This is a genomic window from Bacteroidota bacterium (genome assembly GCA_016711505.1).
Taxonomy (GTDB): Bacteria; Bacteroidota; Bacteroidia; order AKYH767-A; family 2013-40CM-41-45; genus JADKIH01.
The window spans coordinates 481,220-490,097 of the sequence record JADJSV010000002.1 but is presented as its reverse complement, the minus strand read 5'-3'; the positions used below and the strand labels follow the sequence as shown (position 1 = coordinate 490,097).

General features: G+C 36.6%; 11 protein-coding genes. 5 read left to right on the top strand and 6 right to left on the bottom strand.

Annotated elements, in window-relative coordinates:
• Positions 1–34 precede the first annotated feature (34 nt).
• The 6 genes from IPL24_05705 to IPL24_05680 all read right to left on the bottom strand — a co-directional run bounded on the left by IPL24_05705 (position 35) and on the right by IPL24_05680 (position 3,594).
• Positions 35–787, bottom strand: a complete 753-nt coding sequence (locus IPL24_05705; protein ID MBK8363185.1) for a T9SS type A sorting domain-containing protein — start codon at positions 785–787, stop codon at positions 35–37.
• On the bottom strand, positions 688–1,404 hold the full coding sequence (locus IPL24_05700; protein MBK8363184.1) for a hypothetical protein: 717 nt from the start codon (positions 1,402–1,404) through the stop codon (positions 688–690). Before IPL24_05700 ends, IPL24_05705 begins: the two co-directional genes overlap by 100 nt.
• A 255-nt stretch (positions 1,405–1,659) precedes the next feature.
• Entirely contained in the window at positions 1,660–1,848 is a 189-nt protein-coding gene (locus IPL24_05695) for a T9SS type A sorting domain-containing protein (protein ID MBK8363183.1), read from the bottom strand.
• A gap of 7 nt (positions 1,849–1,855) precedes the next feature.
• A complete protein-coding gene (locus IPL24_05690) occupies positions 1,856–2,440 on the bottom strand; it encodes a hypothetical protein (protein ID MBK8363182.1) in 585 nt (194 codons plus the stop codon).
• A 175-nt stretch (positions 2,441–2,615) separates the two neighbouring features.
• Positions 2,616–2,921 (bottom strand): hypothetical protein, encoded by a 306-nt coding sequence (locus IPL24_05685; protein MBK8363181.1) that lies wholly within the window; start codon positions 2,919–2,921, stop codon positions 2,616–2,618.
• A 220-nt stretch (positions 2,922–3,141) separates the two neighbouring features.
• Positions 3,142–3,594: a hypothetical protein gene (locus tag IPL24_05680; GenBank protein ID MBK8363180.1), complete on the bottom strand. Its 453-nt coding sequence runs from the start codon at positions 3,592–3,594 to the stop codon at positions 3,142–3,144.
• A gap of 355 nt (positions 3,595–3,949) precedes the next feature.
• Between IPL24_05680 and IPL24_05675 the strand changes: the two genes are divergently transcribed.
• From IPL24_05675 to IPL24_05655, 5 genes are all read left to right on the top strand, one after another.
• Complete coding sequence (locus tag IPL24_05675; protein ID MBK8363179.1) at positions 3,950–4,189, top strand: hypothetical protein; 240 nt, start codon at positions 3,950–3,952, stop codon at positions 4,187–4,189.
• Positions 4,149–4,622 (top strand): LamG domain-containing protein, encoded by a 474-nt coding sequence (locus IPL24_05670; protein ID MBK8363178.1) that lies wholly within the window; start codon positions 4,149–4,151, stop codon positions 4,620–4,622. The genes IPL24_05675 and IPL24_05670 overlap by 41 nt, the downstream gene beginning before the upstream one ends.
• Before the next feature lie 38 nt (positions 4,623–4,660).
• Entirely contained in the window at positions 4,661–5,737 is a 1,077-nt protein-coding gene (locus IPL24_05665) for a hypothetical protein (GenBank protein MBK8363177.1), read from the top strand.
• A 218-nt stretch (positions 5,738–5,955) separates the two neighbouring features.
• A complete protein-coding gene (locus IPL24_05660; protein MBK8363176.1) occupies positions 5,956–7,014 on the top strand; it encodes a hypothetical protein in 1,059 nt (352 codons plus the stop codon).
• 11 nt (positions 7,015–7,025) lie between these two features.
• Complete coding sequence (locus tag IPL24_05655) at positions 7,026–8,855, top strand: hypothetical protein (protein MBK8363175.1); 1,830 nt, start codon at positions 7,026–7,028, stop codon at positions 8,853–8,855.
• The last annotated feature ends 23 nt before the right edge of the window (positions 8,856–8,878 follow it).

Here is an 8,878-nt window from a genome sequence, read left to right as displayed (position 1 = left end):
CTTAAGGGCCTTTTTTTATATTAATATTCCGAAATTAATTTTTCGTAAATGAACTCTGAAGTACAATACTTCCACAGATCACTTTAAAGAAATAATTTCCGGGATTTAAAGTTGTAATGTCAAGTTCGATTGTATTTCCTGAATTGTAAATAATATCACTTTTCACAAGACTACCCGAGACATCATAAACCGATACTACAGAAGTACCATATAAATTTTGCTCTGTTCTTATTGAGATAAGGTGACTTGAAGGATTTGGAAATACATAGGCCGAGAAAGGATTTTTATTCTCATTCTTAGAAATACCGGCAGTAAGTTGTGACCTCAATGCAAGATTATCTATGTACAAAGTACCGCCGATAGAATTTCCTGAATACGGCCAATGAGACGATGAAAAATTTATCTGCAATGAATCAGGTGCTGATCCAAAGTAAATTGGAATTTCGAAGTATGTATACTGCGATACCGGTCCAAAAGAAAGAAATCCGCCGCCGATGATAGAATTGTTTACGGTGCCAGTTACGCTGATGTCCGCTGAATCACTACCTGAAGTAATGTATTTGTAATATCCGCAAAGTGTATCACTTGTTAAAGTATAAGGAAATCCACCGACAGGACCGTTCTGAGAATAGTATCCATTTGATACCTGACCTGCACCGATGTCACCATTTCCATAATCAACTGTAGTTAATTTAATAGCATATGTACCATCCTGGCTATCCATTGTACGCTGAACATCTCCATTTGAATTCCAGTCAGAAACAAAATCAACTGTTGAAGCGACCATGATTCAAAATCACCATTAGGAATAGCAACTGCAGCACCTGCGAAGGCAAGGTCATCGATCTCAATGAAACTTCCTACTTCTACTCCACCGTTGCCTAATAAATTACTTGATGTTGCTGCGATAATAACTGAATCAGGAGCAACCGAAGAAGTTACAGGATAAGAAAATGGTGCGAATGAATTCTGAATACCGGTTCCTTTTATCTGTATAACATTCTGTCCGACTACGGCACCATTCTTTTTGAACATGATAAGAATAAGAGCAGTATCGTTTCCGGGAATGTTGTAACGTATATTTCCTGTTATTGAAGTGGGCTGAGAAGCACATGGTACTCCGCCTTCACCACTCATAGGATCACCATTAGTAAAGAAAGCCTGAGCCGTGTCATTTTCATTTACCATTGTTTCAAGTCTGATCGCTGAACCGGTTACACCTGCAACTTCAGTCACACATGCGGAACCAATAGTCGGAACAGATTCCTCATTTCCATTATGCCATCCGGCAGGATCATTATACTGCACAGTACTCCAGTTCTCAAAAGAACCGTTCAAAAGTTGTGCATTTAAATTTGTTTTCGAAAATGCAAAAACAATAATAAGAGTAATTAATTTTTTCATTGTGTGGATTTAGTGTGTTTATTCACAATTTAATACTACTCCACTAACAAAAGTTCAACAACTTTTGATTGACTAAAAGTCATTTCTGTAATCAATAGTAACTTTCAGTACAGTAAAAACTATGATTTTCCATTTTTCTTAATCAATTTCATAAATAAATAGAACCCAATTGCAGAATTGATAATTGTAAACTGTAAGAAATCAGGTATAATTAACTGCTATTCTGAAAAAATTCAATTACATGTGATTCTATAATTACTCCTTAATTAATTTTAACGAAGTATTTTTCCCTTCAACAGAATAAAATTTCATAAAATAAATTCCTTTCCGGAATGATGTAACATCAAATTCAAAATCCACGTTCTCACCAACACTGCAATCTTCAATTAATTTGCCATTAATATCATAAACTTCAAATCTTCCATTGACAAAAGATAAAGGCAATTTTACCTTAGTCGTTGATGTTGCAGGATTTGGGTAACTCAAAAATTGTTTGTTCCTGATTATTTCTTTCAACTTGATCAATCAGGTCACACACCGGAAACCCATTATTAAAAAGAACAATTCCATTTTGTGTAAAGCATGTCATATTTATGTTTGTTGCGTCTAGCAATATTCCTGGTGATTGAACAATTAAACCGTAATGCCACCCTACACCTTCCGTCATATAAAGTGGATATATTGAATTAATCAGCCATCTCTTCCTGTAACTTCCTCCTATAATTATTGAATCAATACTAATAACCGTTTCGACTGTCGGTAAATCTCTTACCAGATATCCTGATACAGTATCACCAACATTAAGACTAAAATCGTATAATATTTGCTCCAGAGAATCACCGGGAGATATAATATAAACTTTCCTTAAAGTTGTATCCTGACGAAACGCACCTTTATATCCACTCTGATAGTAGGGACAAACGCCATTGCTTCCAGATTGAATGAATGGTACCTGAAAAGTATGATACTGAATTCCACCGATAAGTGTATCACCTCCGATTTCGACAGAGTGATGATCAAATACATGGCTATTCATCGGTGCACAATACACTTCAACTATAATATTCCAATAAGCATTTGAGTCCGGAAAAGGATGGTAAATGGATGTTTGCCTTCGATACGGAAGCAAACGACAATAAAATAAAAAATACGATCTGTTTCATTTTCAATAATAAATTAAACAATGCAGGAAATAAGTTGTCTCATATTTTTTATCCAGTTGCAATCGTATTATATGATTGCAGGATAACCCATATATTCAACGCTACATAAAAAAGTAATAACATCCACCCCATCAACCGGTTTTGTTTTTCAGAACGGTGTTCAAATCCTGCACGAACAAGCCGTAGCGTATAAACAGAAGATGCGATCACAAGAAAAATATAAAGCAATGTCAGTCCATGCAGTGTATCGACCATTGTAAACGTATTGGATTCCGGAAGTGAAGAATCAATTATATACTTGTTACCGATTACAGCAAACAAAGAACCAACACTTAAAGCCAGTCGTGATTCCATATTGTCAGGTGGACAAAAAGCATATCGTGGAGATGAGAAACGAGATATACATTCCTAAAAATATCTTGAAAAACATTTCCCATGAATTTCTATGGACAACAATTGTAGCTTTATAACTACTGTACTCTGATTCCGGTTTATCAAGTTCTAGGGTCACCGAAAGCAGTTTCATATCGTTTCATTTCTGTTTTAATATTGAAACTGTCTTTCTCCCATCCCATTAAAAATATTTACCATAATGTTTCCCAACAGTATCTTCAGAAAACACCAATGCTTTAGAATCGTACATAGAATTCTCAATTGCAAATCGTAATTTTTGTCTGTCGAATGGGAAATCATTTATCTTCCACGTTCCTTTCATCACACATTGAAGTTTCATCAGCAAATAGATCCGGCCATCTTCAAGTGTATCGACAGTTGCATACGATTTTTCGACAGACTTTGCCATTGGTACTTCAAGATTTTTCATGAAATCAAAATCTCTGTTCTTATATTTTAGCCATAGCCACAGATTCACGGAATATTCTTTCTGCCGGAAATCTATGTCATGAATACTTGTAATGTATAATCCGACATTGACAGTATCAGGCGTTGAAATCTCTTCAGCTTTCAAAAGAAGAGAGCTGAAATTCAAAATAAGCAGAAGTGAAACAAAGAAGGTGATGATTTTCATTTTTACAAAGTAGTTGTTTTTATTCTAAATTCAGACGTTCACAAAAACAGAATTTCCACATTTAAAAAATCCTGCCATCGAATCAGAAATTAAGAACAAAATTAATTAATTATTAACATTCATTTTTGCGCGTTTTACCAAGCAAATAACCAGGAATTCGAAGAAATTAACCGGGTTAATGCATTAATCTTTGGAATTAATTCCTGTCAAGTCTTAAATCTATTGATTTTGCTGCATTTTCGAGCATTTTTATCTATGAAAAAATAGAAAAAAAAATACTCGTCAGTTTACCGATAAAATTTTAATATGACTCAGCAATTTCTTAATTTGCAAACCAATACACACTGAAACACACATGAAAAACCCCACACCATTCAATTGGGCAAATTTTGTATTGTCCACACTTTTTATTTTAACATTTTCTTTCGCATCAGAATTAAAAGCGCAAGGTTCAAACGCATTGCATTTTGATGGTACAAACGATTATGTTTCTACTAACACAGTCGTCCCTTATTCCGGAACCTTTACAATCGAAACCTGGATTCAGACAACTGATGGAAACGCAACCATCTTTGTATGGGGAAGCAATAAATAACAATTATGTGCAGTTTGCACTAAACACCGGAAAGTTACGACTTGCTGTTGGTGATGGTATATCACTACATCAGCTCACCGGCAATACTAACGTTAATGATGGTAACTGGCATCATGTTGCAGTTACAAAATCAGGAAACGCCGTTACTTTTTATCTGGATGGAATTTCTGATGGCACAGGTACAACCGGACTTGGTCCACAACCTATGTCTTTGACTTCAATCGGTGCGGGATTGATGAATAATATTTTACAAGGATATACTGCAGTAACTTTAGATGAATTACGGATATGGAATGTATCACGTTCACAAGTTCAGATACAAGGAAACATGAATTGTGAGATAACTCCACAAACAGGCTTAGTAGTAATGTATCCATTCAATCAGGAATTGCAGATCAAAATAATCCGGGTCTTACAACACTTCTTGATCTGAGCAGTAACGCCTACAACGGTACGTTAAACGGATTTGCATTGAGTGGGACAACTTCTAACTGGGTTCGTTCTTATGCTATGGGTGCAACATATACCTATCGTACAGCGGGTTCAGGTTCCTGGAGTAATCCGGCGATATGGCAAACACTCACAGCTTGCGGATGGATAGGCGCTATTACATCACCATCTTTTTCAGATAGCACAATTACAATTCTAAGCACTCACACAGTTACTATCAATTCCAATGTAACTACAGATAATACAGTGGTTAATTCAGGCGGAACTTTAACAGTATCCGGTTCCGGTTCTCTGACTCTGAATGGGGGTGTAGGAAATTCACTTACGATCATAGGGACATGTAATTTAAGCGGGCCAACACTGAGCAATGGCTCAGGAGGAACTGTATCAATTACCAGTGGCGGAGTCTTTAATTTTAATTCAGGCACAATTACAGGCAATGGTGACTGGACAAATAATATCGGTGGAAATTTCAATTGGACAGGTACAGGTAGTATGTTTCTTTCAGGTACTCATACTTTCACCAACAATGGTACAATGACATGGCCGGGGACAGCAAACAATATTGCATATAATGGTGGTACTATCACACTTCAAAACAATGGTGCATTCAATTTATCTGCTCCTTCTTTTCTACATTTCAATGGTGATCCTTCTGCGACATTTACATTCTGGAATAATACAGGGGGAAGCATTACTAAATCCACTACAAGCACATCTACTTTCGATAGCTTTGTTAGCGTTTACACGAATACAGGATCAGCGATGACAGTATCCGCAGGAACTTTATCATTAACCGGAAACTGTAATGTGGGCGGTACTTTAGTTGTGAATAATAGTGCAACGTTGACAGCAAACAATATTTCTTTCTCCGGTCCGACACTCACAAACAATGGTACATTAAATACTACCAATCTTCAAGTTGTCGGTGCTTCTAACCAAACAATTAATGGTAATGGATCAATTTTAAATATGACTGTTGCTAATCCGAGTGGGAATTACATTAGGTGGGTCTCAAAGTTTCAACGGACTTCTTACATTGACAACAGGAAAGATCAGAACATTTGCTCATACAATAAGCATCTTATCAACCGGTAATATTTCTTCAGGTTCTTCAAGTAGCTATGTAAATGGTTTTATCCAAAGAAGTTTCCCTGCAGGTACAACTACATTAAATTTTCCTGTTGGTGACGACAACGTTTACACTCGGTATCATTAACTATAAATGGTTTACTTCTTGGTGATGAATTCCGTATCCATTCCTGGGAAATGATCATCCGCAAGTTGGAACATCAAGTATTATAAGTGATTTAAGTGTGAATCGTTGTTGGTCAATTGATCAGAGTGCGAATCAGATATTTTCTACTGCTGATTTTACATTAAACTGGGATGCAACTGATGTTGATCTTGATGCAATTACTTCAAATTTTGGAGTAGGTTCTTATTACAGTGATGCCAGTATTTGGAGCATTGCAACATCTTCTAACCCACAACCAACTTCAATTGATGTTTCCGGTGTTACTACTTTTGCAGATAGATTCTATCAGGTAGGAGAAGTAGCTTCGTATGCAGTAAATGACTATAGAACTGTGAGTGATGGCGCGTGGGACGATATTTCCAACTGGGAAACATTTGACGGAAATTCCTGGGTACCTGCTATTGATTATCCGGTAGCATCAAATGCTGAACAAATTACAATTACCGACCATTATATGGTACCTGGAAATACTTCGCCTCTTGTAGTTGACCAACTAATAATTAATCCAGGCAGTAGTTTATTGGTAACAGAAATGGAATTTACCATTGCTGATGGAGCCGGAATAGATTTACAATGTTCCGGTACAATTGAGTTCTCAGCTGCTACCTTTAATATACTTGGAAATGCACAATTCGAAGATGGAAGTACTTTTCTTTTAGGTAGTGATATTTATGGACCGGGAATTATTGACTTCCTGCCAGGTTCTACTATAGAAATGTCGAGTGGAAGTTATTCGTTTAATGACGGATTGACTATTAATAATTACACACCGATAACCTGGAACTCAAATGCAACCATTACCTTCGGAGGAGCTAATACTTTTTTCAACAATTACGACAACTTATATTTTAATGCTTCAACAAGTTTCCTGGGTTCGATTAGTTCCAACTCCCAGTTTAATAACATGCCTTCCGGTACTATATGGATTGATACTGGAATCGATGGATTGATCTATGATGAAGAAATGCAATTTAACAATCTTGGTGTTGTAGAACTTCAATCAGCTTCAGAACTCAGACTAGGAAATTCTTTTGGCACACATTCAGGTACATATCGGATTTATTCCGATGCAGAATTGAATGGACTTGCAGAATTGAATTTTACGGAAGTACATTAGAAAATAATGGATTGATTCAACTGGCAAGATTTTCTTTTACATCACTTGGACAACAGACTATTCTTGGATCAGGAAGTATTGCAAATATGTCTATCTATAATGAATCCGGAGTAACACTTGATGGAAATCAGACCATTGTAAATACTTTGAATATGGGTGTTGGATTAATTAATACCGGTCCGAACACATTGATTCTTGGGCCTGGTGCTGTTATTATGGATCCATCTGTGAATTCATATGTCAATGGTAATCTACGGCACCATTTTGCATATGCAACTCCGGGTCCAGTACAATTACCTATTGGTGATGAAAATGCTTACGCACCTATCGCACTGACATTCGATCTTCCAAATGACGGTAGTGGTGACGGATTTATTAATGCACATACAACAGCAGGAGACCATGCCGACATTCTCAATTCAGGAATTGACCAGGCGTTAAGTGTGAACCGTGTCTGGAACATAACTAATCACAGTTTAAGTTTTAATACATGTGATGTTAATTTCTCATGGGACCTTGCTGAAGTTGATGGCAGCACTAACTTCAACAATTTTATCGTTGCAAAATACAATGATCCAACCTGGACACTTCCTACAGTAGGTAACATAACAGAAACATCTCTGACTGCCTTTAACATCACATCCTTCAGTGAATTTCAGATCGGAGAAAACTTTGAAGCATGTATTCCAACAGGTGATTTTCGTTCAATTGCCAGTGGCAATTGGGGCGCTCTTTCTACCTGGGAATATTTTGATGGCTGTACTTGGCAACCTGCTTTAAGTACTCCGAATTATGGGGACAATACTATCACTCTTCAAAGTGGATTTACGGTTACGGTTGATGGTGGAATTACCGCAGATCAAATCGTTGTTCAAACCGGTGCAACATTACATGTAACAGGACCAGGAATTGTGATTGCTGACGGACCAGGTACTGATCTTGATGTTTCCGGAACTGTTATAGTTGAAAATGGCACATTGACCGGTCAAGGTTTGATGATAATTAACAGTGATGCAACTTTAAACTTAGGAAATAATACTGCCAATGGAGCAAACTTATTTTTGTCTGTTACAAATAACGGTGTAATAAATATTGAAAACTCTGACGTTTCTTGCTGCGCATTGATTGAATATAATATGGCAGGAGAAATGATCAATAACAATATCGTGAACTTTTTGTTTCACGATGGTATAGATCAGGTAACTATCAATAACTTTAATCTGAACAATACTTCAACAGGAACTGTCAATCACACATTCAATGCTACAGGGTCAACTCTAAACACTATTTTAAATCTATCTGTATTTACAAATGACGGTACATTCAATAATAATTTTGGAATTGTAAATGTTGCGACCGGCTGGGATAATACATTCAATGGAACATTCTATTGTCCTGACAATAATGGGTTATTTACTTTTGCTACTCCGGGCACCCTTACATTTGGGGGCTCATCATTCCTATCAATGGCCAGCGGAATGCTTGTCTTTAAGAATGGAACTTTCAATATTCAAACTGTTATCAATGCAAATGAATTGATTGTAGATCCACTTGCGACATTAACAGGAGGCGACATGACATTCAGTGGCTTGAATCTGACTAATGGAGGATCAATTGAATTTACAGATCTTTCTATGACAGGAAGTCTTCAGCAAACCATTTTCGGTCAAGGCTCAATTGAAAAGTTGACTATTCTCAATCCATTTGACGTCGTTATTCAGGGAACACAAACAATTAATCAAGACCTTAATTTTAATAATGGTAAGCTGATCACAAATCTCAGCAATGTAATTATTGGTGCTTCTGCTACCATCACAATGCATCTTCAACTTCTTACGTAGTTGGAAATTTACAAAGAGACTTT

Excerpts from the sequence above, each read along its gene's own strand:
- IPL24_05705 (MBK8363185.1), bottom strand. The coding sequence starts at position 787 with ATGGTCGCTTCAACAGTTGATTTTGTTTCTGACTGGAATTCAAATGGA.
- IPL24_05700 (MBK8363184.1), bottom strand. The coding sequence starts at position 1,404 with ATGAAAAAATTAATTACTCTTATTATTGTTTTTGCATTTTCGAAAACA.
- IPL24_05690 (MBK8363182.1), bottom strand. The coding sequence starts at position 2,440 with ATGAATAGCCATGTATTTGATCATCACTCTGTCGAAATCGGAGGTGAT.
- IPL24_05685 (MBK8363181.1), bottom strand. The coding sequence starts at position 2,921 with ATGGAATCACGACTGGCTTTAAGTGTTGGTTCTTTGTTTGCTGTAATC.
- IPL24_05680 (MBK8363180.1), bottom strand. The coding sequence starts at position 3,594 with ATGAAAATCATCACCTTCTTTGTTTCACTTCTGCTTATTTTGAATTTC.
- IPL24_05675 (MBK8363179.1), top strand. The coding sequence starts at position 3,950 with ATGAAAAACCCCACACCATTCAATTGGGCAAATTTTGTATTGTCCACA.
- IPL24_05670 (MBK8363178.1), top strand. The coding sequence starts at position 4,149 with ATGGAAACGCAACCATCTTTGTATGGGGAAGCAATAAATAACAATTAT.